This is a genomic window from Sphingobacteriales bacterium, assembly GCA_016700115.1.
Taxonomy (GTDB): domain Bacteria; phylum Bacteroidota; class Bacteroidia; order Chitinophagales; family UBA2359; genus UBA2359.
Window position 1 is genome coordinate 2,663,310 of record CP064999.1, and the last position, 26,707, is coordinate 2,690,016.

At 43.4% G+C, this 26,707-nt stretch carries 20 protein-coding genes; 14 read left to right on the plus strand and 6 right to left on the minus strand.

Annotated features, from left to right (window positions below; genetic code table 11):
• Nucleotides 1–49: 49 nt before the first annotated feature.
• Complete coding sequence (locus IPM47_09545) at nt 50–604, plus strand: GNAT family N-acetyltransferase (protein ID QQS31137.1); 555 nt, start codon at nt 50–52, stop codon at nt 602–604.
• A gap of 209 nt (nt 605–813) precedes the next feature.
• A complete protein-coding gene (locus tag IPM47_09550) occupies nt 814–3,117 on the plus strand; it encodes a gliding motility-associated C-terminal domain-containing protein (protein QQS31138.1) in 2,304 nt (767 codons plus the stop codon).
• A 13-nt stretch (nt 3,118–3,130) separates the two neighbouring features.
• Here the strand turns inward: IPM47_09550 and IPM47_09555 are convergent, their stop codons facing one another.
• The 3 genes from IPM47_09555 to IPM47_09565 form a co-directional block, all read right to left on the minus strand.
• Nucleotides 3,131–3,640 carry a hypothetical protein gene (locus IPM47_09555; protein QQS31139.1) on the minus strand — a complete coding sequence of 170 codons (510 nt, stop codon included), beginning with the start codon at nt 3,638–3,640 and terminating at the stop codon, nt 3,131–3,133.
• Between the two features lie 127 nt (nt 3,641–3,767).
• Nucleotides 3,768–6,242, minus strand: coding sequence for a hypothetical protein (locus tag IPM47_09560; GenBank protein ID QQS31140.1), 2,475 nt, complete (start codon nt 6,240–6,242; stop codon nt 3,768–3,770).
• Nucleotides 6,243–6,355: 113 nt separating this feature from the next.
• Nucleotides 6,356–6,895, minus strand: a complete 540-nt coding sequence (locus IPM47_09565; GenBank protein QQS31141.1) for an SRPBCC family protein — start codon at nt 6,893–6,895, stop codon at nt 6,356–6,358.
• A gap of 553 nt (nt 6,896–7,448) precedes the next feature.
• On the opposite strand from IPM47_09565, the gene IPM47_09570 reads away from it, so the two are divergent.
• Entirely contained in the window at nt 7,449–8,075 is a 627-nt protein-coding gene (locus IPM47_09570) for a PorT family protein (GenBank protein ID QQS31142.1), read from the plus strand.
• Nucleotides 8,076–8,177: 102 nt separating this feature from the next.
• Here the strand turns inward: IPM47_09570 and purE are convergent, their stop codons facing one another.
• Both purE and IPM47_09580 read right to left on the minus strand, forming a co-directional pair.
• Nucleotides 8,178–8,675, minus strand: a complete 498-nt coding sequence (purE, locus tag IPM47_09575; protein ID QQS31143.1) for a 5-(carboxyamino)imidazole ribonucleotide mutase — start codon at nt 8,673–8,675, stop codon at nt 8,178–8,180.
• A 7-nt stretch (nt 8,676–8,682) separates the two neighbouring features.
• Nucleotides 8,683–9,414 carry a DUF2490 domain-containing protein gene (locus tag IPM47_09580; protein ID QQS31144.1) on the minus strand — a complete coding sequence of 244 codons (732 nt, stop codon included), beginning with the start codon at nt 9,412–9,414 and terminating at the stop codon, nt 8,683–8,685.
• Between the two features lie 626 nt (nt 9,415–10,040).
• Between IPM47_09580 and IPM47_09585 the strand changes: the two genes are divergently transcribed.
• The 10 genes from IPM47_09585 (at nt 10,041) to IPM47_09630 (ending at nt 22,933) form a co-directional block, all read left to right on the plus strand.
• Entirely contained in the window at nt 10,041–10,640 is a 600-nt protein-coding gene (locus tag IPM47_09585) for a T9SS type A sorting domain-containing protein (GenBank protein ID QQS31145.1), read from the plus strand.
• A 71-nt stretch (nt 10,641–10,711) separates the two neighbouring features.
• Nucleotides 10,712–12,760, plus strand: coding sequence for a PKD domain-containing protein (locus tag IPM47_09590; protein ID QQS31146.1), 2,049 nt, complete (start codon nt 10,712–10,714; stop codon nt 12,758–12,760).
• Between the two features lie 135 nt (nt 12,761–12,895).
• Nucleotides 12,896–13,390, plus strand: a complete 495-nt coding sequence (locus IPM47_09595) for a T9SS type A sorting domain-containing protein (GenBank protein QQS31147.1) — start codon at nt 12,896–12,898, stop codon at nt 13,388–13,390.
• A gap of 8 nt (nt 13,391–13,398) precedes the next feature.
• A complete protein-coding gene (locus tag IPM47_09600; GenBank protein QQS31148.1) occupies nt 13,399–14,925 on the plus strand; it encodes a T9SS type A sorting domain-containing protein in 1,527 nt (508 codons plus the stop codon).
• Nucleotides 14,926–15,085: 160 nt separating this feature from the next.
• Complete coding sequence (locus tag IPM47_09605) at nt 15,086–15,562, plus strand: T9SS type A sorting domain-containing protein (GenBank protein ID QQS31149.1); 477 nt, start codon at nt 15,086–15,088, stop codon at nt 15,560–15,562.
• Nucleotides 15,563–15,638: 76 nt separating this feature from the next.
• Nucleotides 15,639–17,702: a T9SS type A sorting domain-containing protein gene (locus IPM47_09610; protein QQS31150.1), complete on the plus strand. Its 2,064-nt coding sequence runs from the start codon at nt 15,639–15,641 to the stop codon at nt 17,700–17,702.
• 160 nt (nt 17,703–17,862) lie between these two features.
• Nucleotides 17,863–18,783 carry a T9SS type A sorting domain-containing protein gene (locus tag IPM47_09615; GenBank protein ID QQS31151.1) on the plus strand — a complete coding sequence of 307 codons (921 nt, stop codon included), beginning with the start codon at nt 17,863–17,865 and terminating at the stop codon, nt 18,781–18,783.
• Nucleotides 18,784–18,791: 8 nt separating this feature from the next.
• Nucleotides 18,792–20,318, plus strand: coding sequence for a T9SS type A sorting domain-containing protein (locus tag IPM47_09620; protein QQS31152.1), 1,527 nt, complete (start codon nt 18,792–18,794; stop codon nt 20,316–20,318).
• 159 nt (nt 20,319–20,477) lie between these two features.
• Nucleotides 20,478–21,401: a T9SS type A sorting domain-containing protein gene (locus IPM47_09625; protein QQS31153.1), complete on the plus strand. Its 924-nt coding sequence runs from the start codon at nt 20,478–20,480 to the stop codon at nt 21,399–21,401.
• Between the two features lie 8 nt (nt 21,402–21,409).
• Nucleotides 21,410–22,933, plus strand: a complete 1,524-nt coding sequence (locus IPM47_09630) for a T9SS type A sorting domain-containing protein (GenBank protein ID QQS31154.1) — start codon at nt 21,410–21,412, stop codon at nt 22,931–22,933.
• Between the two features lie 211 nt (nt 22,934–23,144).
• Here the strand turns inward: IPM47_09630 and IPM47_09635 are convergent, their stop codons facing one another.
• Entirely contained in the window at nt 23,145–25,418 is a 2,274-nt protein-coding gene (locus IPM47_09635) for an aconitate hydratase (GenBank protein ID QQS31155.1), read from the minus strand.
• A gap of 348 nt (nt 25,419–25,766) precedes the next feature.
• On the opposite strand from IPM47_09635, the gene IPM47_09640 reads away from it, so the two are divergent.
• Nucleotides 25,767–26,675, plus strand: a complete 909-nt coding sequence (locus IPM47_09640; protein ID QQS31156.1) for a tyrosine-type recombinase/integrase — start codon at nt 25,767–25,769, stop codon at nt 26,673–26,675.
• Nucleotides 26,676–26,707 lie beyond the last annotated feature (32 nt).

Sequence of the window (26,707 nt, forward strand, 5' to 3'; positions counted from 1 at the left end):
TTTGGAAGTGCTCCTAAAACCTCAGATATTACCGCACAAAAACGCCACAATGCCCCCTACTGTAACCATAGATTTAGTCAGCGAATTTCATCTGACCGATTCTGCCAAAGCAGAACTCCGCGCACTGCTGCCTGCTTGTTTTCCGGAAGCCGGGTACAATGGCAGGATTTACTATAAACAATTGCCACATCACCGCCTTATTTTGTCGGAGGACAATAAAATTATCGGGCAACTTGGCATAGATTTCCGGGTGATGAATCTGAATAATGCTTTGGTAACGGTTTTTGGTGTGATAGATCTGGCAGTTCACCCTTCCTGTCAGGGCAAGGGATATGGAACAAGGCTCATGCTCGCATTTGAGCAACTCGCCAAAAATCATGCAAACAATATTGATTTTCTGTTTCTTGTAACTGATAAGCCCTCGTTTTACGAGCGTTTAGGGTATAAAGCAACCCTGCAAAAGGTAGCCTGGCTTAAAATTAACGAGGGTAAAAACTGCGGATTGGGCTATGAACAGGTGGATGACTGCTGTCTGATGGTGAAAAGCATTGGAGATAAACTTTGGGAAGACGGCGAACTGGATATGCTGGGATACTGGTATTGAACAAACCCGCTTAAAATACGACATATACTCAAACATAGCCAAACACTTCATATTCACCGAAAAATATTGGTGATTGTCGGATATTAGTCAACAGGATGAATCTATCAATTCAAATTGTAGTAACTTTGTTACTATGCTGCTCAACACAAAGCGTATGAAAGATAACCGCCTTTGCCCATATCACACCAACCACAATAGCCAAACCTCTTATGAAGTCAAACACAACCCTGATTGTTTTCAGTTTCCTGCTATTTAGTATCCTGGCTTTTGTTCCGAAAAAAGCAAATGCCGCCCACCTCGTGGGCGGTGAGTTGACTTATGAATGTATAGGAGGTAATCAGTTCAGGATAACTTTGGTGATTTACCGCGATTGTTATTGTATTGCCTGCGCAGAATTTGACAACCCGGCTTATATCACTATATTTAATTCATCGGGCGATATCGTCCAGTCAGTTGATATGTTTAGCCCCGTCATCACTCAATTACCTATTACTACCGACGGGCTATGTATTGAAACCGTTCCGGACGTATGTGTTGAGGAAGGCTTTTACCAAACCAACGTCAATTTGCCCTTCCTTGCCGGAGGTTATCAGATTGTCTATCAGCGATGTTGCCGCAACAACACTATTGTCAACATTGTCAACCCGGGAGGCACCGGCTCAACCTATGTGGCCAATGTTCCCCAAAGTGCCCTAAATCCTTGCAACAACAGTTCGCCGGTGTTTAATAATTTCCCGCCCATAGCCATCTGTGCCAACAGCCCGTTGGTGTTCGATCATTCGGCTACCGATGCAGATGGCGACTCATTGGTTTACACAATTTGCAACCCTTTTTCAGGAGCAACCAACCTCGACCCTCAACCCTTAAACGCATCAGATCCTCCTTATACCCCAATCACTTTTCTTGCACCTTACACAGCCACAGACCAATTGGGAGGAACGCCCGTGATGAGTATTGACCCCGTTACCGGTTTGCTCAACGCATTTCCCAATCAAATCGGACAGTTTGTAGTGGGTGTTTGCGTGCACGAATACCGGGACGGAGTATTGTTGAGCACCAACCTGCGCGATTTTCAGTTTAATGTAACCAATTGCGCTGTAGTATTGGCGCAGGCAAATTCTTCGGCAGGTGCAGATATTACAATGTGTTTGGGAGCCAGTATTATGCTGGAAGGAGCCGCATTTAACGGAACCGTTTATCAATGGTCGCCTGCTACAGGTTTGAGCAATCCCAATATCCTGAACCCTATTGCCTCGCCGACACAAACAACTACTTACACACTGACAGTTATTAATCCAATCGTCAATTGTCAGGATTCAGACGAGGTTACCATTTTTGTTACTCAGACAGTAACGGCAACAGCCGCTCCGGTTGCGCCCGTTTGTCAGGGCGAATCGGTTCAATTAGAAGTCAACTCAACCAATGGCAACATTTTTTTGTGGTTTCCTTTTGACGGGTTGGATGACCCTACAAGCCCGACTCCGGTTGCCTCACCCTCGCAAACAACCACTTACATAGTCAGTGTGAGCAACGACGACGGATGTTCTGTTCAGGTTTCTGTTACCGTAGAAGTGATCAGTGTTACCTCACAGGTGTTGGTACCTGATGCAGTTATCTGTCCCGATGGAGTTGCAACTCTTGCAACTGACAGTAGTTATGATACCTATTTGTGGTCAAACGGGGCGACTACCCCTTCTATTAACGTTTCTTCTCCCGGAAATTACGGAGTAACCGTCAGTCAGATGGTCAACGGATGTCAGGCTTTTGCAACGGCAACTGCCAATGTAACCCTGACCACAGTCAGCACGATAGTCAACCTGCCGGATGTGGCAATTTGTCCGGATGCTTCGTTTTTACTTTCCCCAACCGACGGCAATTACACTTCCTATTTATGGTCTGACGGGTCAATTGCTCCGTCTGTCAATGTGTCAACTCCCGGTATATACAGTGTTACCGTAACCGAAATAATAGGTGGTTGTGTGGCAACAGCCACTGATGCAGCGACGGTTAGTCTGCTCACACCACCTACGCCCTCCATCACCGGAGATCTGAGATTTTTTACGGGCTTTTCCACCACCCTGCAATCTGACAGCAATTATACCGCATACCAATGGAGCAACGGTGCTGTTTCGCCGGGCATCACTGTTTCTGAACCGGGCAGCTATGGGTTGACGGTTACGGATGCTAACGGTTGTAAGGGCATTGTTACGGTAGTTGTAGCTGAAGATCCGGTTGCACCCTATGCTATACCTTCGGCTTTTTCGCCAAATGCCGATGGCAGAAATGATGCGTTTATGGTGATTACTCCACCGGAAAATATCACCGCCGTATCGCTTTATGTTTACAACCGTTGGGGAGAAAAAGTTTTTTCAAGCAATAGCCTGACCGCTCCATGGAACGGTGCCTTTAAGGGGGAGGATTGCCCGATTGGTGTATATGTTTATTACGGAACTGTAACCTTGGTTAGTGGTAAGGTAGAGGAGTTTAAGGGCAATGTTACACTAATCCGGTAGAATATTGATCGCCTTACAACTTTTTTTGGTATTCAAACAGAAAAGATTCTTCTTTTCCGTTCATAGTGCCGCTTATTTCAGCACGCAAAGATTGATCAGAGGTAAACTCATAAGTAATTTTATGAGGGAAATCGTGCCGCTTGTTTTCAAACACCACTTTGTCTTTGGTAAAACTGATAAGTTTAAAAGGAACGGTGTTGTCTTCGTTATGGCCATAAACCTTTGCATAGTAATACACCTCTCCGTTTTCTTTGTCCACTTTGATTTCTTCCCGCACTACCTCTTTAGTCTGGAGATTTTCCGATTGAAGAGTTTCCATCACCACTGCAGTGTATTCGTGTTTTTTCTCCCCTTTTTTCCAGACTTCAGTAACCGGCTTTCCCTGAAGTTGCCAGGTGCCGGGTAATCGTTCAAAAAATTCCCAGGGTTGTTCTTTCCCGTCATCGCAGGAAAGCAATAAAGTCAAAGGGTAAAAATAAAGAAGACTCCAAAGAAAATTGCGTTTCATATCGTTGTGTTTCATTATTAAACAATGGTTAATCAAGTTGCGAAGGTAACGTTATTTGTTTTTTTGGGTACTTGGAGAATATCTTATTTTTAAAGAAGGCAAATAGGAGTATTATGTTTATTGACCGATTTTCAAGATTAAATCATTCTGATTGAATGATTCCAACTGTACCGGTTGTTCCCACGTTCCACAAAACGGTGATGCTGCTTGTTCCTTGCCCCGAGGTTATGACTCCACCGGTTACAGTCCATTGATAGTTGGTTCCTGCCGGACCGGGCACAACAGAATAGGTATAAGAATTATTTTGGCATACATTGACGGTTCCTGTAATTTCGGGAGTCAGGGTACAGACGCTGCCCATTTTCATTCCGTTTCCAAAACTCGACACCCAAACTTCGTTTTGGTCGTAGGGGTTAAAATAGACCCGCTCTGGTTGTCTGAAAGGATAGCTGTCCACTAAGTTCCAGGTTGGGGTAGTTGCGCTGATATTGCCGGTTACCCAAAGCCCTTGAGTTTCGGTTGTGAGATATACTTGCGAGGTATTTTGAGGGTTAAAGGTGATGGAGGTTACACGGTCAAACTGAGAGCCGGTGAGTTTCGTCCATGAATTACCGCGGTTGGTGGTGCGGTAAAGTCCGCCTAATCCGTTTGGAGGTCCTCCCCAACCACTAAACACACAAACATACCAGGTGTTTTGAGTAGGGTCGTTGGGGTCTATTACAATATCTTTAGTCCAGTAATACATGCCTGTATGACTGAGGTCTGACCATGTTCCGAGGGAAGGGTTATACATAAACACTCCTGAACTTGCGGTAAATGTTCCTCCTGAGTTTCTTCTGCCCGAATAAGTGCAGACGACATTACCATCATTTAACACAATAACAGTTGCCGGATGCCCTTCGGTTCTTGGAGGGTTGGGAAGTTTGGTCCAGGTAGATGCAGCAAAAAGATTGGCATTTTCTGTTACCCAGATACCGCCCTGACTGCCGGCACCACCACCGCCGTAGTGAATGACCGAAGCATACAACCGGTTTTGATTGTTGGGGTCTAAGGCTAACCAAAATACCGGATGCCCAAAGTTTTTCATAGTTACCCAGGTACTGCTGTTATCGGTTGAATAAATGATTTTACCGTTACCATCTGCTACATCTAACCGCGAGTCTTGCAAATAGGTACTTTGGTAGATATCGTGAATGTTGGATGTTCCGCCAAACAAAGTGCCGCCTGTGGTTTGCACAATCCTGTATAGCGAATTGACCGAAAAGCCGGAATAGGTGTATCCCCAGGTTTCACCGGCATCGGCACTTCTGATTCCGCCTATATCGCTGAAAGCTCCCATCATAATATTGCTGTTTACCCAAAATACCTGCCAACAGGTGGTGTTTTCAAGCCCGATGCTGTGATAAGTCTGATTTTTGGGAGTCGGGCTTCCGGCAGGATGCTCGTCTGCTTCATTGATATATGCTTGTGTCCAATTAGCACCACCATCAGAGGTGGTATGCACAAACCCAAAATCACCAAACAATACTTTGTTTGCGTTGAATGGAGCTACGGCTATTCCAAAGGTCGATTCTCCCCAGCTCCAGTTTTTATCTCCCTGCCAGCCACTCCATCCGGTTTGAATGTTTTGGTTGTTGGTGGACAAAAATACTTTGGTCCAACTTGAGCCGCCATTAGTTGATTTTAAAATCATCGGAGCAGAAAGATCACCATCGCTTCCACCGAGATACATGGTGTTGACATCATTCCAGGCCATGCCGCAATACATCACAAAGTCGTTGGACAAGTTGATGCCCGATGAGGCGGAAACCCAGGTTCCCGACAAGTTGTCCATTGTATATACTCCTGCCGCTACACCATAATAGTCCCAGGTCATCAAACCGTTGTATATATCGCCGCTATTACCTGCTACGCATAAAAACCGAAGGGTAGCCCCAGCCTTTGCTGCCGAAAATTGCCATAACCGTTGGCTTGATGGAATGCCGGTATTGGGCATTTGGGTAAACGAACTTCCTGAAGTTGTGGAATAAAAAATGCCTTCGTTTGTGCCGATATAGATATTGTTCCCTTCAAAAAATGCGCCGCCCATGATGATTCCTGCACCCATATCGGCTGCATGTTTGACCAGTGTAAACGAAGTGCCTCCGTTGTTGCTGAAAACAATATCGCCATAATAGTTCATCAACAATTGATTGGGGTTGTTGTAGTTAGACACCAAACGGTAAACTGCCCCTAAATCAGTGTCATAACCCGGTAATGCCGTCCAGGTTGTTCCGCCGTTGATGGTTTTAACCGGATATCCATCGTTGCCGTCGTTGTAAATGGAATAAGCAATATTGGGATTATTGGTAAACTCATAAGTAGATATATTCATTGCCGTCAATTGCTGAAAATGCAATTGAGAATAAGTTAGTCCAAAATCGGTAGTGTGAAACAACTGACTCATATCGCAACTGATATAAAACTCGTTGTCATTGTCAGGGTTTATTTTTGGAAAAAACAATGCCCCTCCACCTCCAATTCCCTGTGGTTGCCATACGGTCGGCACTTGCCCCCATAGGGTTGAAGCATCATTGAGCAACCAGATACATACCATCAACATCAGTTTTTTTTTCATAGCCAAATATTTAGGGGATGTTTAGCAGCAATATTGCTTTTAGTAGAAAGCATCAACCAGGATTATTTTTTTGGAAAAAAACGCAAAGTATCAAGCTAATCCAACTAATATAACTATAATTTACCTGTTTCGCTGATTTTTTTGAGGTTGTTTAGGCCTTCTTCAAACTGTTTATTTAACATGCCTCGTAAAAACAAGCCAAAAAGACGTTCGACCGGAAAACTAAGATTGCCGGAATTGACCCAAACTACCTTAGTGCCTCCCGATGCAGTGGTTTCAAAGGTCCAGTTATCGTCTGCACCCGAAACGTGCGGTTCAACAAAAGTCAACTTTGCAGCTACGGATTTGTTGGGAATAACTTCGGTCATCGTTAACTTGCCGATTCCGACATTTTCACCATTCCATTCATACTGATGTCCTGCTGTTGCAGGAATTCCGGTAACAGTATAGATTGCTTTAGGGTCTGATAAAGACCATGGATTCCATTTTCTGAAATGGTTATAGTTTGCAACCTGAAGAAAAACGCTCTCAATCGGACTGTTTATTTCAATTGATTTTTCGACCCGATAAGAACCCGGTGATAATAACGCAACAACCAATAACAATGCGGCTAATCCGGCCAGCCCGTAGAGGACAATTTTTAAAATTCGCATAAAACTTTAGTTTAGAGTGTGAGTATAAGCCTGTTTGCATTTGATACTTTCAGAAATCGCTATTTATTACCGTCCTGATTAAATTCCCGAATGAGTCAAATTCAAAATGCCGGGGCTAATTAGCATTAAAATTACAACAAAAAGTATTTCACAAAACTTTACCGGTATTTAATTGAATATTGGAGGGGAGAAATTTATCGTACAGCTATTTATGGGTGAATTGAGAACAATTCTATACCTTCTATAAACGCAACAACTTAGGAGGTATAGAAAAGCTAAACCCGTTAGGGTTGTTATGTTGGTAACACAGCACCGGTGAAGTTATATTATGTCCCAACGGGACAAAATTACTTCTTGTATATCTGTTGCTCCCAATATGCCGCACATACGGCGCTTGTTATATTTTCGTTACCAACCATCGTAAATAGCTACCTAAAATCAACCTTGCCATACTTTCGTTGTTATCAATCCATCACAACTTGCATTGTGCGGGGTTATGTTCCAAACAGAATAAAAGGCTTATCTTGGCTCTCTAATTAACACCATTTTACTTATGAAAAAGACATCTTGTTACTTCCTGCTGCTTATATTTTTTTGTCTGAATGTACAGTCCCAAACATTCAGGGCGGGTATTGCAGGAGGGGTAAATTTTTCTCAAATAGATGGCGATAATATAGGTGGATATAACAAGTTTGGGGTAAACACCGGATTTTTGTCGGAATTGCCTTTTACCGACCGTTGGTCAGTCGGATTTGAATTGCTCTTTGCTCAAAAAGGGAGTAGGGCAGTGATCACGGCTAATAATCCGTTTGATTTTAAAATTATACTAGATTATGCCGAAATTCCGGTAATTGCCAAGTTTCACGACCGGAAAGGCGGATTTACGTTTGGTGCCGGCTTTGCCCTTGGCCGTTTGGTCAGAAGCAGGTATTTTGAAAATGGGATAGATGCAACCGAGTCTTATTTTAGTACAAACAAGGCTAATAATTGGGAATGGTCTATTGTTGCAGACATTTCCTATATGTTTACCCCTGTTTGGGGGGTAAATTTGCGAGGTGCCTATTCCCTGTTGCCGGTCAGAAAAGATCCCAACAGCGTATTCAGAGCTTCGGGTCAGTTTAATAATGTTTTGACCGTGCGCTCTATTTTTATGTTTAGTGCTATCGGTAAAAACAAATAACCGTATAATTTTTTTTAAACAACATTTGTTAATGAAAACCCGATCATTTACGCAGTGTTGTTATTAAAACAGACAATTTTATTCTGCCAGTTCAAAAACAGATTATTCATCATTTTCAAGCTTCTTAGCCTGTTTTAACACAAGTTTTTCCTGCTCCGATTTGTAATCCAACATTTTTTGATAAATATCAGGGTCAGATGTTGCCAAAATTTGCAAGGCGAGCAATCCCGCATTTTTGGCAGCATTGAGTGCTACTGTAGCAACCGGCACCCCGTTGGGCATCTGAAGAATAGACAAAACAGAGTCCCATCCGTCAATTGAATTACTCGACTTTATGGGAACGCCTATGACTGGAAGTGCAGTGAGTGAAGCCGTCATGCCCGGAAGATGTGCCGCCCCTCCGGCACCGGCAATAACTACTTTCAGCCCTCTTTTGTATGCACTTTGCGCATATTCTACCATCCGCAAGGGTGTGCGGTGTGCTGAAACAATCGTAATTTCGTACAAAACTCCAAACTGTTGAAGCATATCAGCCGCTGCCTGCATAACCGGCATATCTGACTGACTACCCATAATTATTCCTATCAATGGTTGGGACATATTCAAACTATATATTTGAAGGTATTTTCTTTTTACCCTTTTTATACAAATTTAGTTTATAAGTGTATGAAAGCCCTATAATATGGATAACCTCTATACTTTTTTTCTTCTCCTCACTCTGATAAGCATAATAGCCTGACACCTCATGATGTTTGGTGATTTTGTAATCCAATCCGGCTCTCAAACGATAGCGAGAATAAACATATTTTGTTTCTTCCTGCTTTTTAGTCCAAAAAAATTCAGCACTCACTCCGGGCTCAAACCGAATATTTTTGTTCTTATATGCAGCACTAATTCTCGGTCTGATGTCACCTTCCACCCCGTCTTCATCATGTATCCACTCTCTTTCTACCCTTACTCTTGCACCAAATTCGGTTTTAATGGGTTCAAACTGATATTCAACGCCTAAAATGCCATAAAGCCGGTGTTTGTTGTTCGCTTCCGGTTCAAAACGTTTGGTAAACCGGTAGGTTAGCCCGGTGTTCAACCATTTAAACACTTTGTATCCAACCGATGCTTCTGTCAGGTGGCTGTTCACTTTACCCAAATTTTGGTTAAGTCTTACCTCTTGAGAAAAGGCAAAATCGAACTTCTTGGTTACAGAAAAATCTGTCGTTGCGCTAATTCTCGAAGTAATGTCTTTCTCTTTGGGCTTCTCGCCGTTTTGAGCAAAACCGTTTTGACAGAAACAGATGAGGGTTAACAAAGTGAATGAAAACCCGAAAATTAATCTTGCCATTTTTGTTGAAATAGGTAAAACTTTCAAAAAGTAGGTATTTCTAAAGCGCCGGAATAAGGCATAAAAATACAACATTTTTAAAGATAACTACTGCCATTCTTTGTTGCAGTCTTAAAATAGAATGTTCAAATTTTCATGCAATACCCGAAAATCAGGGTCTTCATTAGCTTTTTGTTCCTTCGCAAAGCCCATAAGCCACTCTGCAATGAACCCTTGTGCCTCTGCAATGACTTAATGTACCCCTGCAAAAACTTATTGCACCCCTGAATTGGGTTAATGCACCTCTGAATCGGGTTAATGCACCCTTGCAATAAATCAATTCCCCTCTGCAAAGACTTCATGCACCCCTGCATTGGGTTAATTCACCCCTGCATTGACTTAAAGTCCCCCTGCAATAACTCATTGCGCCCCTGCATTAAGTCAAAGTACCCCTGCATTACGTTAGAGTCAACCCTATTTTTTGACCCTCTCCTAAAATTGAAGGATGTTTTATTTTTTTTCCTGACAACTCACACAACTATTTTTGTATATTACTGCGTCATTCATCTGCATCACCTATATTTAGCAATTGGGGAACACAAACCAACTAACAAAACATTCTTTAAACCGCATTTAAACTCCAATTTATGCGTAATGAAAAAAATCCTTTCCCTGTTTCCGGCTTTAGGTCAGGCAGTCTTACAGCCGCTTTGCCCGATACGGAGGAAGAATCGCATAGATTTAAACAGCTCGTTCAGTTAGAAACCGCTTTGGCGCAAAGCAACCTGACTTACCTCGATATTACCTCCGAAGAAGAAGCATTGGTAAGAGAAATTGCGGCGACCAATACCCTTGCTGCAATGGATGCCCGCATAATACTGTACTCTGCTTATGGCGAAGAAATTGTATTCGCACTACCTGTGCTACCTCCTATTATAGCCGATAGCTTGGGCAATTGGAATATACATTTTAAAAATCAGGGCAGTAGTAATGCGCCATCGGTAACCGTATATCCCAATCCTGCAAACGAATATGTTAATTTTCAGCTAAATTTGAAGGGTACGGATCCCTTCTCACTCAAAATTTACAATGGCATTGGGATACAAGTACAAGAAGTTATCATAAAAGACAATCTTGCAAAACTGTCTGTAAATACTGCACATTGGAAAACCGGCTTATACTACTACCACTTGACAGACAACCAAAACACTTCTTACACCGGTAAATTTGTGATTTCCGGTAAGTAGCAATTTTCATAATGCTTTGCTGCCCTCTTTAAGCAGCAAGGCATTATTATTAATTATTAAAATGAGTAATTATGAATAAAGTAGTGATAATAACACTTCTGACTGTACTTATGCAATTGCTTGTAGCTCAATCTAAATACTACGAAGGTACTATTTCATGGGGTTGGATACAAGCATCTTCAGATATAATTTACACTAACGATACAACTTTTGCTTTGGGGTGTGGTAGCTACTTTGATATTAACAGCCGAGAAAAGACAAATATTGTTTTTTCTGACGATCGTTTGGCTAATTATATAGTAACTAATTATGGTGCAGAGTATGGTGATTTTGTGCGTAGAGATATGATTTCAACTCCATTTGGATTTGCCATAAGTGGTTGGATGAACAACGGGGTAGCTGCACCCATTACCAACGACACATACGACCACCAGTATTTAACGGAAATTGACCATCAAGGCAATTTGTTAAATTTTTACGACCTTAGAGAGTTCCCCTATCAAGGAGATGCTATGTGTATGTACTATTACCCCGAAACTAATACCTATTATGTGGGCGGGGAGGCATTTGAAAGCACAAACCCAACCCAAATGTGGCTGTTAAAAATGACCAATGGCGAAGTAGTTTGGCGAAATTACTATGGCACGTATGATTACAGGAATGCTATTCACAAATTGCTTCCCGCATCTGACGGCGGAGTGTATGCGGTTGCAGATGTTAATGTACTTACTGGATATCATTTGGGTAACTTCGCTATCTTGAAAATCAATCCTGACGGTTTTATTGAATGGAGTGAAACTTTTAGTGTAGGATATGAAGATAGATTAACTGACGCTATATTGACCTGCGATGAGGGATTTTTGCTCACAGGTGGAAGTAATTTGCCAAATCCGGTTAATAATAATCGTTTGTATGCTACAATTTTAAGGTTAGATTCAGAAAGAAATACTCTTTGGAATATGCAGTATTTGATTGACAGTTACAAAAGTGAAACAGTCAAGTGTTATCAAACTGGAGAAAATTTTATCTGCATTGGTAATGTGAAGTATATAGGAGTTCCTTGGAAAGCATTTATTATGAAAATTCGTGGCATTGATGGAGAACTTATTTGGACACGGTTTTACAATTATGGACTATCACACAATTATTTTTACAATTTCACCCCAGTTCCGAAGCCCTTAGGAGGTTTTGTTTGTGTGGGTCGAACAGAAACAGAATCAACTGCAGATGTGTACATCGTCAAAACCAACTGCATGGGCTTGCTCACCCTGCCGCAGGCGGCGTTTTCCGTTTCCCAAGACCCCAACCTGCCCGCCCGCTTCCTCTTTACCAACCAAAGCCAATACGCCTACCCCGACAGCATAGACGGCGGGCATTATATTTTAGATTGGGGCGATGGCAGCCCGCCCTACCTCTGCGGGCAAGGCTACGCCCCCTGCATTCAGGATACGCTCATTCACACCTACCAAACAGAAGGCATTTACGGCATTACCCTCCAAGCCATCGTTTGCAACGACACCTCCACACAAATCCAATCCATCTGTTTCGGCGTAGTTCCCAATCCGCAGGCAGAATTTAGTTACCAGGATTTCGGCGGCACCATCATATTTACCAACCTAAGCCAAAACAGCTACCTTGCCCAAGGCGGCTACTATCTCTGGGATTTTGGCGACGGCAGCCCGCCGGTTTCGGCAGAACACCCCACCCACGAATACGAAGAAAACGGCAGCTACACCGTTACCCTCACCCTCGTCGTTTGTGGAGATACTTCGGTGTATTCGCAAGAGGTTGTTGTGCAAACGGTAGGAAACCCACCCCAACCCCTCCAAGGAGGGGAATTACAGAGCATGTTGCAGGTTTATCCCAACCCAACCCAAAATACCTTAACCTTTACCTTACCCGAAAGCCAAACTCCCCCTTCAGGGGGCTGGGGGGTAACAGGGGATTTAGGGGTAAAACTCCTCTCCCTCACCGGTCAGACCATCCTCGAAACAACCTTTACCGCAGGGGAAACGAGTAAAACCGTTTCGGTGGCGCATCTTCCGGAGGGGTTGTATATTTATGTGGTTGAGAACGGTGGTGCTGTTTTGGCGCGGGGTAAGGTGGCGGTGGTGCGGTAGGTATCATTTAAAACGCTGTTTGCGTTGGAAACGCAGACAGCGTCGCACCCGCTTACCGACCATTGAAAAATAAAAAACCAAAAAGAAGTATATTTGCTTGTTCAAACCTTTTCCAAATCATTAAAACGTTCCGATTTGCTACTGCAAGAAGACACTACCATTCATCCCAACCTAAAAGACTACTATAAAATGTTGGACGATGTGGTTAAAGACGGGCGCAGTCTGTATGATTTGACCGAGCATGAATCTTCAGATTTTGAATCTCTAATGGGTAGCGACAATTCTACCGACACCTACATTCAGTCGTTACTGGCCATACCCCGCCTGCAAACCTACAACCGGGTTCCGCAACCTACGGCTGAAAGCAGCAAACGCCCGAACCAATCAATGCACCCTAAAAATGCTTCATGGTTATATCCCAATCCGGCTACCCATACATTCAACATTGCAAGTAATGTGCTATGGGACACTGCTACTCTGTATAATTTACATGGGCGCGAAGTAGCAGGTTATGCTTATGCCAACCAACCCCTACCTCTACCGGACAATTTGCCAAATGGCATGTATATCGTGCGGCTAATCCTACAAAATGGACAAACACAATCTGCCAAGTTGGTCATTTTTAAATAACCAGTATCATGAAAACATTGTGCTATTCTATAGTTTTTTTAATCAGCACTTGCTGCATTACAACAGCCCAGACGAATTGTGTACCCGGTAGTGTTTATGACTTTAACGGATACTTAGACGCATTCAAATCTATAGTCAAATTAGACAATGGAGATTATATTACGGGGGGAGGCACATTAAATTTATTGTCCAGTAATTCTAATATGTGTTTTGCGCGAATAGATGTTTGCGGTGATACTATTTGGACACATGCCTATGGTCAATTAAATGAAAGTTTTGTAGATGCCGATATTTACTACAAAGCCGGGGATAATTTTGTGGTTTCTACTTCAAGCTACTACAGCCACGTAACCCAAATGTATGGGTATGCAATGGTGAAACTCAGCCTGAATGGCGATACTATATGGTTGCGAACCTATCTTAATAGTATAAAGGTTTCAGGTCCTAAAGACGTTATCCAAACTTCAGATGGCGGTTTTGCCTTGATAGGTTTTTCGCAAAATTTCCCCAACGATTATGCCCGGATATGGTTTATCAAAACCGATGCCGAAGGCAATATGGAATGGGAAAGGTACTACGGCACTGACGGCAACTCTGAAAGCGGAGAACACTTAATGCAACTACCTGACGGGGGCTATCTGATATTGGGCAGGCGCAACAATGTAACTGCCGAAGTGGTGCGCATCTGGCTAATCCGCACCGACCCACAAGGCGATGTTTTGTGGGAGCGGTTTTACGGGAACAACTATTTTACAGGAGGAACGCATATTATCCCTGTGTCAGACGGTTTTATGTTAGTGGGTACCCAACATCCGGGAACTACTTGGCAAACTAACGGCGATGCTTATGTATTAAAAACAGATACTTTTGGCATCACACAATGGTCACATACTTTTGGCGGTTATTATTACGAACAGTTTGACAAAATCATGCAACTTTCCGATGGGAATTTTATGATTTTAGGAAGTACTTCTACCTTTGGCACAGGCGGCGGTTCGCCCGATGGATGGCTGTTTAAAATCAGTGCAGAGGGCGACAGCCTCTGGAGCAGAACTTACCGCTACGAAACTGCAGCAGACCGCTCAGAGTATTTATGGGACTTTCAGCCTGCTCCTGATGGCGGGTTTATGTTGGCAGGCTTTTGCGGCAGGGTGTTTCCCAACAATCAAGATGCTTGGGTCATCCGCACCGACAGCCTCGGCAATCCCTGCCCGCCCTACAATGGCTGCGATTGGCCGGTAGGTATAGCACCGGTTCCCCTCTTGGGAGGGGCAGGGGTGGTCGTCTATCCCAACCCCGCTCAAAACACCCTTCAAATCACGTTCCCCGATCTTTCCGCCGGCTCGTTGAGCGAAGCCGAAACGAGCCTTACCCTTCTCTCCCTCACCGGTCAGACCGTCCTGCAAACTACTTTGGGTGCAGGGGAAACGAGTAAAACCATTTCGGTGGCACATTTGCCGGTGGGGGTGTATGTTTATACCGTAGCACAATCGGGCGCAGTTTTGGCGCGGGGTAAGGTGGCGGTGGTGCGATAGTGAAAAGTGAAAAACTAAAAAGTGAAAAGTGAAAAACCTGAATGGCAGGGTGTTTAAAACCTCATAGTTTTTGCAAAACAAATTCCCGCCAACTTACAATTCCGTGTGCAAAGAGTTAAACAAACAAACTATATTTGTAAGAACTAAATCATACCGGAACATGAAACAAACAACCATTGCGCAAACCACATTACAACTCACCCCAACAGAAACGTCATTGGTACAAACTATAGCCCAAAGCAATACCAAAGCTGCTTTTGAAGCACAGTGTATCCGCTATCTAACACATGGGGAGGAGTACCAAATACAATTACCTCCCTTACCGCAAGAGGTACTAAATGGTTATTGGCAGATGTATATCAACTTTAAAAACGTTAGTACGTTTGCCTCGAACAGTTTGCAAATACACCCTAATCCTGCAAGCGATATACTTACGCTGAATTATGTAAATACCGATGACGTAGCAGCTACTCTAGAGTGGTACAATACAGTTGGCAAAGTACAAGATATACAAACACTGCCCAATAGTGGCACATACAGCATTGATGTTTCGCAGTGGGCAAACGGGATTTATTTCTGTCGCATGATAACAAACGGAAACAATATTACTATCTACAAAGTAATGATAATGCATTAGTAAACGGGTAATTTTAGTTACCTTTAAGTATTGCGTTGGTTTCAAAACCGACGCAATACTTGCAAAATGATTGTACATGAAAAAGTTACTATCAATATATTGTTGTTTGCTTTTTTTGTTAGGAGGGGCTGTGTTTTCACAAAACAAGTATTATGAAACAAGGTTAGATGCACCCATAGGTAACGATGTTTTTTGTGTGATGACAGAGAATGATTCTACTTTTTCTGTAATAGGGCGCTATTTCATAGATTATGGCACTTTTAACACTTCGTGGTCTTACTTTGCAAAATCAAACCAATTTGGTTTTGAAACTCCAATAACATATTACGAAGTAGATACTATTGGCGGAGATTTTGGCGTTTACGATATGGTAAAAACGGAAACAGGATATGTAGCTACAGGATACATTTCTACAAACGAATTTGACAATTATTATTATATTTTTCTGCTTTACCTTGATAACGAGGGAAATGTAATTGAGTTAAAAAACATTACCCCCGACAACAATGCCTCATTAGGCTACTCCATTGCCAAAAACACCGAAGGCGACCTATTCATTGGCGGCTACTACACCCCACCCTTTATATCACCCAATCGAGATAAACTCTACCTCGCTAAACTTAACTCAAGCGGAGAAAAGATTTGGGAATACACGGATTGGACATATCCTTACCACTGCGTCTTTCGTGCTGTACTACCCACCGATGATGGCGGCTGTTATGCCGCAGGGTATGTCAATGCCTATTTGTTCAACGAATCCGGCGAATTTTATCTAACTAAGTTTAACAGCAACGGAACAATGGCTTGGGAAAGAATTTATGATGTCGGTACTACCGATGCCTGTTATGATATGGCTCTGACCCGAGATAGTGGTTTAATCCTTTGTGGGGAAAGTGGATTCAGAAAAGCACATTTGTTAAAGACCAATAATGCCGGTGATAGTATATGGAGTAAAAAATATTTTTTAAATGAAGAAAGAAGTGAATTTGTGAAGGTGGCCTCCCTTCTGGACACTACATACGTAGCCATTGGCAGTATTAAATCAAATGATGACCCTGGTATGGATTTACTCATCACCAAAGTAGACTCATTGGGCAATCTGATGTGGCATAGGCGATATGGTCAACAAGAAATTAACGATTACGGATATGACTTTACCCCGGTACCAATTCCCAAAGGCGGGTTTGTGGTAGTAGGTCGTACAGATACTATTGTTCCCACCTCCAACCCCGGCATACAATGGTCTTTGGGGAGGGGCTATATAGTCAAAACCAACTGCATGGGCTTGCTAACTATGCCGGAAGCTGCATTTACCACAGAGCAAGACCCCGATGTACCAAGCCGTTTCCTGTTCACCAACCAAAGCCAATACGCCTATCCCGACAGCATAGACGGCGGGTATTACGTATTGGATTGGGGCGATGGCAGCCCGCCCTACCTCTGCGGGCAAGGCTACGCCCCCTGCACCCAAGATACGCTCATCCACACCTACCAGACGGAGGGCATCTACGGCGTTACCCTCCAAGCCATCGTTTGTAACGATACCTCCACCCAAATCCAATCCATCTGTTTCGGCGTAGTTCCCAATCCGCAGGCAGAATTTAGTTACCAGGATTTCAGCGGTGCTATCATATTTACCAACCTAAGCCAAAACAGTTACCTTGCCCAAGGCGGCTACTATGTTTGGGATTTCGGCGACGGCAGCCCGCCGGTTTCGGCAGAACACCCCACTCACGAATACGAAGAAAACGGCAGCTACACCGCTACCCTCACTTTGGTAGTCTGTGCCGATACTTCGGTTTACACGCTGGAGGTGGTTGTGCAGACGGTAGGCATTTCACCTCCCGACCCCCTAAAGAGGGAGAAAACCTTACATATTTACCCCAACCCCGCCCAAAACACCCTAACCTTCGCCCTACCCGAAGGCCAAACTCCCCCTTCAGGGGGCTGGGGGGTAACAGGGGATTTAGGGGTAAAACTCTACAACCTCACGGGTCAGTTGGTTTTGCAAATCACCCTTGCGGCGGGAGAAACCGTCAAAACCATTTCGGTGGCACATCTTCCGGAGGGGTTGTATATTTATGTGGTTGAGTACGGCGGTGTTGCTTTGGCGCGGGGGAAGGTGGCGGTGGTGAGATAGTGAAAAGTGAAAAACTAAAAGTGAAAAGTAAAAAACCTGAAAGGCAGGGTGTTTAAAAACCTCATAGTTTTGGCGAAACAAATTCCCGCCAACTTACAATTCCGTGTGCAAAGAGTTAAACAAACAAACTATATTTGTAAGAACCAAATCATACCGGAACATGAAACAAACAACCATTGCGCAAACGGCAAAGCAACTCACCCCAACAGAAACGTCATTGGTACAAACTATAGCCCAAAGCAATACTAAGGCTGCTTTTGAAGCACAATGTATCCGCTATCTTACACATGGGGAGGAGTACCAAATACAATTGCCTCCTTTGCCCGATTTAAACGGTTTTTCTGAAGGGACAGGTGTTGGAGACGGTAGCCCCGAAGATCTTGCAGACGACATCAGAAACAATTCGGTTTCGGATAACGAACTGTCTGTCCGTACCACACAGGCTGTGCAATACTATTTGCAACAGGACTCTACCCAACAAGAGGCGATTGATTTTTTAACAGAATTAGACACCCACGAAGCCAAAACCATGTTGCTCGGTGCCTATCTGCAACAGTCCGATACCGCTATGGTGAGGCACTACCGCCTGCTGTTGAACGCTGACACTGTTGTCAATCCCAACCTGAAAGACTACTACAAAATGTTGGACGATGTGGTCAAAGACGGGCGCAGTCTGTATGATTTGACCGAGCATGAATCTTCAGATTTTGAATCTCTAATGGGTAGCGACAATTCTACCGACACCTACATTCAGTCGTTACTGGCCATGCCCCGCCTGCAAACCTACAACCGCATTCCGCAACCTGTAAATGAAAGCAACAAACGCCCAAACCAAGTAAGCCAGTCAAAAAATGCTTCATGGTTATATCCCAATCCCGCCACAAACACCATAAACATTGCTTCTAACCTGCAATGGAAAACAGCCACCCTCTACAATTTACTCGGAAAGATATTAGCCGGATATACTTCTGAAAATAATAGTCTGTCGTTGCCCGAAAACCTGCAAAACGGAATTTATATCGTCCAATTGACTCTGGAAAACGGCCAAACTCAAACGGCCAAATTGTTCATCTCAAAATAGTTTGCGTCATGAAAAAAATATGCAACTTCGCAGTTTTTTTTCTCGGCATCGGTTTTTTGATACAGGCTCAAAACGACTGTGTTCCGGGTAAAGTGTATGATTATAACGGGCAATTAGAGGCTTTCAAATCATTAGCTTTATTAGATAATGGGGACTACATAGCAGGTGGTTCTTCATGGAGTTCTACGGTTGGGTATTATAATATGTACTATGCCCGAATAGATATATGTGGCGACACTATATGGTCAATTCCCTATGGGCAAAGCTATGAAAGTTTTGTTGATGCTGACATTTACTACAAATCAGGAGATGATTTTGCAGTATCCGCCACCGCTTATTACAACCATATAACCCAGATTTACGGATTTGGTTTGGTGAAACTTGACCTGAACGGCGATACCGTTTGGCTGCGCACCTATCTGAACAGCATAAAGGTTACTGGTCCCAAAGACGTTATCCAAACCTCGGACGGCGGGTTTGCGCTGGTGGGTTTTTCACAAAACTTTCCCAACGACTATGCACAAATTTGGTTTATCAAAACCGATGCCGAAGGCAATATAGAATGGGACAGATATTACGGCACTGACAGTAATTCGGAAGGTGGAGAACACCTGATGCAACTGCCCGATGGAGGGTATTTAATATTGGGCTACCGATACAATCATTCCACCCAAGTGTACCGTATCTTGCTTATCCGCACCAATTACCAAGGCGATGTTTTGTGGGAACGGCTTTATGGAAACAACTATTTTACAGGAGGAACGCATATTATCCCTGTGTCAGACGGTTATATGTTAGTGGGTACCCAACATCCGGGAACTACTTGGCAAACTAACGGCGATGCTTATGTATTAAAAACAGATACTTTTGGCATCACACAATGGTCACATACTTTTGGCGGTTATTATTACGAACAGTTTGACAAAATCATGCAACTTTCCGATGGGAATTTTATGATTTTAGGAAGTACTTCTACCTTTGGCACAGGCGGCGGTTCGCCCGATGGATGGCTGTTTAAAATCAGCGCGGAGGGCGACAGCCTCTGGAGCAGAACTTACCGCTACGAAACTGCAGCAGACCGCTCAGAGTATTTATGGGACTTTCAGCCTGCTCCTGATGGCGGTTTTATGTTGGCAGGTTTTTGTGGCAGGGTGTTTCCCAACAATCAAGACGCATGGGTCATCCGCACCGACAGCCTCGGCAATCCCTGCCCGCCCTACAATGGCTGCGATTGGCCGGTAGGTATAGCACCGGTTCCCCTCTTGGGAGGGGCAGGGGTGGTCGTCTATCCCAACCCCGCTCAAAACACCCTTCAAATCACGTTCCCCGATCTTTCCGCCGGCTCGTTGAGCGAAGCCGAAACGAGCCTTACCCTTCTCTCCCTCACCGGTCAGACCGTCCTGCAAACTACTTTGGGTGCAGGGGAAACGAGTAAAACCATTTCGGTGGCACATCTGCCGGAGGGGGTGTATGTTTATACCGTAGCACAATCGGGCGCAGTTTTGGCGCGGGGTAAGGTGGCGGTGGTGCGATAGTGAAAAGTGAAAAACTAAAAGTGAAAAGTAAAAACCTGAAAGGCAGGGTGTTTAAAAACCTCATAGTTTTGGCGAAACAAATTCCCGCCAACTTACAATTCCGTGTGCAAAGAGTTAAACAAACAAACTATATTTGTAAGAACCAAATCATACCGGAACATGAAACAAACAACCATTGCGCAAACGGCAAAGCAACTCACCCCAACAGAAACGTCATTGGTACAAACTATAGCCCAAAGCAATACTAAGGCTGCTTTTGAAGCACAATGTATCCGCTATCTTACACATGGGGAGGAGTACCAAATACAATTGCCTCCTTTGCCTAATTTAAGTGGTTTTGAGGGAATGACAGGCGTTGGAGACGGCAGCCCCGAAGCCCTAGCAGACGACATCAGAAACAATTCGGTTTCGGATAACGAACTATCTGTCCGTACCACACAGGCTGTGCAATACTATTTGCAACAGGACTCTACCCAACAAGAGGCGATTGATTTTTTAACCGAATTGGATACCCGTCTGGCCAGAACCATGTTGCTGGGCGCTTACATGCAACAGGGCGATACCGCCTTGGTCAGGCACTACCGTCTGTTACTCGATGCTGATACTGTTGTAAATGCCTATCTAAAAGATTATTACAAGCTGTTGGAACTGGTGGTCAAAGACGGGCGCAGTCTGTATGATTTGACCGAGCAAGAAATTGTAGAATTTGAAGAGCTTGCGGTAAACGACAATACTGTTGCCGCAACATATATTCAGTCTTTGTTGGCCATTCCTCGTTTGCAAACCTACGACCGAACTCCTCAGCCAATAGGCCAGAGTGCTAAACGCCCGAACCAGACTTCGCTGTCACAAAAACAAAATTGGTTCTATCCCAATCCAGCAACTCACAGTATTCGTCTGAAAACCGTTGAACCTTGGCAGAGACTTACACTTTACAATTTATATGGACAAGTGCAAGCGAGCTATATCAATGTTTCCGAAGCCTATGCTTTGCCCATTGGTCTGGCAAACGGCATTTATATCCTATCTTTACAATTAAGTGACGGGAATGTTAAAACGGGCAAATTGTTCATCTCCAAATAATTTGCGCTATGAATAACCCACACTTTATTTTAGTTTTTTTATTGTGCGTCCCTATACCTTTAAAGGCTCAAACCGATTGTTCGCCGGATAACCTATATGATTTTAACGGATATTATGATACTTTCAAATCCATAGTATTATTAGAAAACGATGATTACCTGACAGGAGGTTCAACTTTAAACTTATCACCCAATAATTCTAAAATGTGTTTTGCCAGAATAGATGCTTGCGGTGATAGTATTTGGACTCGTGCCTATGGTCAGCTAAATGAAAGTTTTATAGATGCCGATATATACTACAAATCCGGAGATAATTTTGTGGTTTCTGCAACTGCACATTATAGTTTTGAAACAACAGAATACAGTTATGCTTTGCTAAAACTTGGCTTGGAAGGTGATACTATTTGGCTACGAAAATATTTAGGAGGCCTCAAAATCACAGGGGCCAAAGACGTTATCCAAACCTCGGACGGAGGGTTTGCACTGGTAGGTTTTTCGCAAAACTTTCCCAACGACTATGCACGGATATGGTTTATCAAAACAGATTCCGATGGCAATATGGAATGGGACAGATATTATGGCACTGACAACAACTCGGAAGCCGGCGAACACCTGATGCAACTACCAGACGGAGGGTATTTAATATTGGGCAGTCGTATCTACCCTGGTACAGAAACCGTTAAAATCTGGCTAATCCGCATCAACCCACAGGGCGATGTTTTGTGGGAACGGTTTTATGGGAACAATTTTGCTACTTACGGTTCACATATAATACAGGTATCGGATGGCTATATGATAACTGGTAATCAATATGCTGCCCCCACCTGGCAGATTGCCGGCAATGCCTACATTCTAAAAACAGACACCTTTGGCATTACGCAGTGGGTGCGCACTTATGGGGGAGAGTATAGTGAGAATATTACTAAAATCATGCCTTTGGAAGATGGCAACTTTATGTGTGTTGCCAATAATGCTTCTTTTGGCACCGGCGGTGGTTCTGCCGACGGCTGGCTGTTTAAAATCAACGCGGAGGGTGACAGTCTATGGAGCAGAACCTACCGCTACGAAACGGCAGCCAATCGTTCAGAGTATTTATGGGACTTTGCCCCTGCTCCTGATGGCGGTTTTATGTTGGCAGGCTTTTGCGGCAGGGTATTTCCCAACAATCAAGATGCTTGGGTCATCCGCACCGACAGCCTCGGCAACCCCTGCCCGCCCTACAATGGCTGCGATTGGCCGGTGGGAATATTACCCCCCGGCCCCCTAAAGGGGGAGAAAACCATACATATTTACCCCAATCCCGCCCAAAACACCCTAACATTTGAATTAACAGATGTCTTAAAGTCCCCTTCAGGGGATTTAGGGGTAAAACTTCTCTCCCTCACCGGCCAAACCGTGATGCAAACTACTCTTGGTGCAGGCGAAACCCATAAAACCATTTCGGTGGCACATCTGCCGGAGGGGGTGTATGTTTATACCGTAGCACAATCGGGCGCAGTTTTGGCGCGGGGGAAGGTGGCGGTGGTGAGATAGGAGGATTAAGCTTGTCAGCAGGTAAAGAATTACAGAATGGCTAAAACTATAATAGTATTGGTTAATTGTTCGAGTTTGTTGGATTTAAAAGGAGTATTACCCATTGACAAAACCAAAAAATTAATGCCACTACCTTGGAAGGAGTGGCATTAATATAGACTAACCTAACAGCCAATTTAACAAATCAATCCTCTAAGTTAAAAGACAGGTTTCACACAAGTTGTTTTTGACGAATCAGATTTAGTGCACTACCTGCTTTAAACCAGGCTATTTGTTGCTCGTTGTAAGTATGTTTTGCTTCAAATGAGTTGGAACTTCCATCAGCATGGGTTAATACGATAGTCAGGTTTTTACCGGGTTCAAAATGGGTTAAACCTACTACATCAACAACATCATCCTGACGGATCAGGTCGTAATCAGCAGGATTGACAAAAGTCAGTGCCAGCATACCTTGTTTTTTAAGGTTTGTTTCATGAATACGGGCAAACGATTTAACGACAACAGCTCTTACTCCCAAATGACGGGGTTCCATGGCGGCATGTTCACGACTTGAGCCTTCTCCGTAGTTTTCTTCACCAAAAACTATGGTGCCTATTCCTTTTGCTTTAAAATAGCGAGCTAAATCCGGAACTGCTGTAAATTCTCCGGTTAAGGGATTAAAGACAGTATTTGCCAGATCATTGAAATAGTTAGTTGCCCCGATGAGCATATTGTTAGAGATATTATCCAAATGACCGCGAAAGCGCAGCCAAGGTCCGGCCATCGAGATATGATCAGTTGTACATTTGCCTTTGGCTTTGATGAGCAATCGAAGACCTTTCAGGTCAGTACCTTCCCAAGCGGGGAAAGGAGAGAGCAATTGTAAGCGTTTGGAATCGGGATGAACGACAACATTAACCTTACTGCTATCATCCGCAGGGGCAACATAGCCTGCATCTTTCACATCAAACCCTTTTTGGGGCAATTCATCGCCAAAAGGAGGATCTAACTTTACTTCAATTCCGTCTTCATTAATTAAGGTATCGGCAAGCGGATTGAAGGAAAGGTCGCCTGCAAGTACCATGGCCGTAACGATTTCGGGCGATGCGACAAATGCTCGGGTGGCGGGATTGCCATCATTTCGTTTGGCAAAGTTCCGGTTGAACGAGGTAATAATCGAGTTGGCCTTGTTTGGGTCGTTAGTATGCCGGCTCCATTGCCCGATACAAGGCCCGCAGGCATTCGCCAGCACAACTCCGCCTATTTTTTCAAACAAACTGAGGATTCCATCTCGTTCTACGGTATAACGAACTTGTTCAGAACCGGGAGTGATGGTAAATTCAGACTTTGCTTTCAATTTTTTAGCGATTGCCTGCTTTGCGATAGAAGCAGCTCTATCCAAATCCTCGTAAGAGGAGTTTGTGCAAGAACCTATCAATCCTACTTCTAACTTTTGCGGATAACCATTGTCTTTTACTGCTTTTGCAAACTCAGAAATTGGCCATGCCAAATCAGGGGTGTAGGGACCATTTACATGGGGTTCGAGCGAGGAAAGATCAATTTCTATAACCTGATCAAAATATTTTTCGGGGTGTAGGTAAACTTCATCATCACCGGTCAGGTGGTGTGCGATAGCATCGGCAAGTTCGGCTATTTCTTTTCGTTCAGTTGCTCGTAAGTATCTGCTCATAGCCTCGTCGTAGCCAAACAAAGAGGTAGTTGCGCCGATTTCAGCACCCATATTGCAAATTGTTCCCTTTCCTGTACACGATATATTGCGGGCACCTTCGCCAAAGTATTCCAGAATACATCCGGTACCCCCTTTCACAGTCAAGATACCGGCTACTTTCAATATAACATCTTTTGCCGAAGTCCAACCGTTCATTTTTCCGGTGAGTTTAACTCCGATGAGTTTGGGCATCAGCAGTTCCCAAGCCATTCCGGCCATTACATCTACTGCATCTGCTCCACCTACTCCGATAGCTACCATACCCAAACCGCCTGCATTAACGGTATGGGAGTCAGTTCCGATCATCATGCCACCCGGGAAAGCATAATTCTCTAAAACCACTTGGTGTATAATACCGGCACCGGGTTTCCAAAATCCAATTCCGTATTTATCAGACACAGAAGCCAAAAAGTCATAGACCTCTTTGTTGGTGTCAATTGCTTCAGCCAGGTCTTTTTCTGCTCCGTTTTTGGCTAAAATCAAATGGTCGCAGTGAACAGTACTTGGCACTGCCACTTTGGTTCGACCGGCTGTCATAAATTGTAGAAGTGCCATTTGTGCGGTGGCATCCTGCATTGCCACTCGGTCAGGAGCAAAATCAACATAGTCGTTTCCTCTGCTTAAAGCTGTTTGAGGTAACCGGTTTTCCCATAAATGGCTATACAGAATTTTTTCGGTCAGACTGAGCGGGTGATTCAAAAAATTGCGGGCAGCGGCTACCCTTCGGGGCATATCGGCATAAACCGATTTTATCAGGTCTAAATCAAATACAGACATTTTATTTAGGTATGTTTAGTGAAAAATTACAAGTTGGTTAAAAAAGCGGAAAAAATTGTGCAAAATCATCAGTGAAATTATCAGAGAGATAATCGTGAATTTCAACACTCGATATCTCATTCACATGATTTTATGAAATAAATAACAATTAGGTTTGCATCAGGTTTGGTAAAGTTGTATGAAATTAAGTATTAACCAGAAGATAAACAGGGACAATAAGTGTACAATTTTAGCTATTACAAAAATAAGTGAGCGAAGGTATCAAAAATTCTTAGTGGTAATGAGCCGGAAATTTGTAGCTTTCAAAATAAATACTTTAATTTACGGGCATTAAACATTAGCGCATAGATGAGTTGTACTCCACCGCTCCAACTTTTTATTGAGTATTTAGAAAATCAGAAAAAATATTCACCACATACGGTGATTGCATACAAAAATGACATTGAGCAACTGTATGCTTATGTGGTTTTGACTTACGAAATTCAGGATATTACCCCGGATAAAATTACCTTGCAGCATCTGAAATCGTGGATAGCTGAACTGGTTTTGCAAAAGTTGAAAATCGTAAGCATCAAGCGCAAAGTATCTGCTGTTAAATCTTACTATAAGTTTTTGAAAAGGGAGTCTATTGTAAAAGTTACTCCTACGCAAAATATACCGTCAATACAAAAGACAGGACGAAAACTGCCGAAATATATTGATCAGGAAAAAATAGCATTTCTTTTAGATGAAGTAACGTTTACCGATGATTTTACCGGAATTAGGGATAAAACCATTCTCGAACTGTTTTTTGCCACAGGCATGAGGGTTAGTGAGCTTTTGTCATTAACCATCAACTCAATTGACACTCAGTCTGAAACAGTAAGGTTCATTGCCAAGGGAAAAAAAGAGCGAATAATGCCACTCGGTCAAAAACAATTAAAACAACTTGAAGTTTATATGAATGTGCGCAATGAAACATTTCCCAATCCTGCGCAGGAACATTTATTTTTGAATAAAAAAGGGAATTTATTAAATCCGAAATCTGTTTACCTTTTAACCGTTAAATATTTAGGTTATGTTACCACCACATCTGCTAAAAACCCACATGTTCTGCGTCATACATTTGCCACTACTTTATTAAATAATGGAGCAGACATAAAATCAATCAGTAAACTTCTGGGACATTCCAGTCTTTCTGCTACCCAGATATATACCCACGCCTCTATTGAAAAGATAAAAGAAGCTTATAAGCAGGCACATCCCAGAGGAGGGTAAACACCAAAACTATAAACAACAGTTGAGTTTAT